We start from the raw sequence: 368 nt of genomic DNA, 5'->3' as shown, positions 1-368 counted from the left end.
CTCCTGCGTCAGCGGCAAGGCGAGTTGCGGCGCGCTGTCGAGGCGCTCAAGGGCCTGCTCGAACAGCCGCTCAACAATCGCGCGCACCTGCCGGTACCGGTAGACGTGATGGCGCAGCGCGTGATCGAAGGCGCTCTGCCAGCACATGTTCGACGCCGAAGGTCGTGTCGGCCATCGCGGCATGTGGGGCATCGTCGGACTGGCGAAGAGGTATCCCGCCCGACTCGTCGAGCAGGCGCGTTTGCGGTCCGATGTCGCCGGCACTGGCGAGTGCAATCCGTGTCTGGCGTGACGGGTTGAACGGGCGCTCGCTCTCGGGAAGCTCGAGCGAGCCTGGTAGTGAGGCGCGCGCGTGGGTTCGCAGCAGT

Annotated in this window: 1 protein-coding gene; it reads left to right on the top strand. The window is 67.7% G+C overall.

The window, feature by feature from the left end; all coding sequences use genetic code 11:
- Positions 1 to 145 precede the first annotated feature (145 nt).
- A complete protein-coding gene (locus AB4Y32_RS40885) occupies positions 146 to 292 on the top strand; it encodes a hypothetical protein (RefSeq protein WP_439899912.1) in 147 nt (48 codons plus the stop codon).
- The last annotated feature ends 76 nt before the right edge of the window (positions 293 to 368 follow it).

Source organism: Paraburkholderia phymatum (genome assembly GCF_040965635.1).
Lineage (GTDB): Bacteria > Pseudomonadota > Gammaproteobacteria > Burkholderiales > Burkholderiaceae > Paraburkholderia > Paraburkholderia phymatum_B.
The sequence above is the reverse complement of the archived record's forward strand: the minus strand, read 5'-3'. Positions and strand labels throughout refer to the sequence as shown.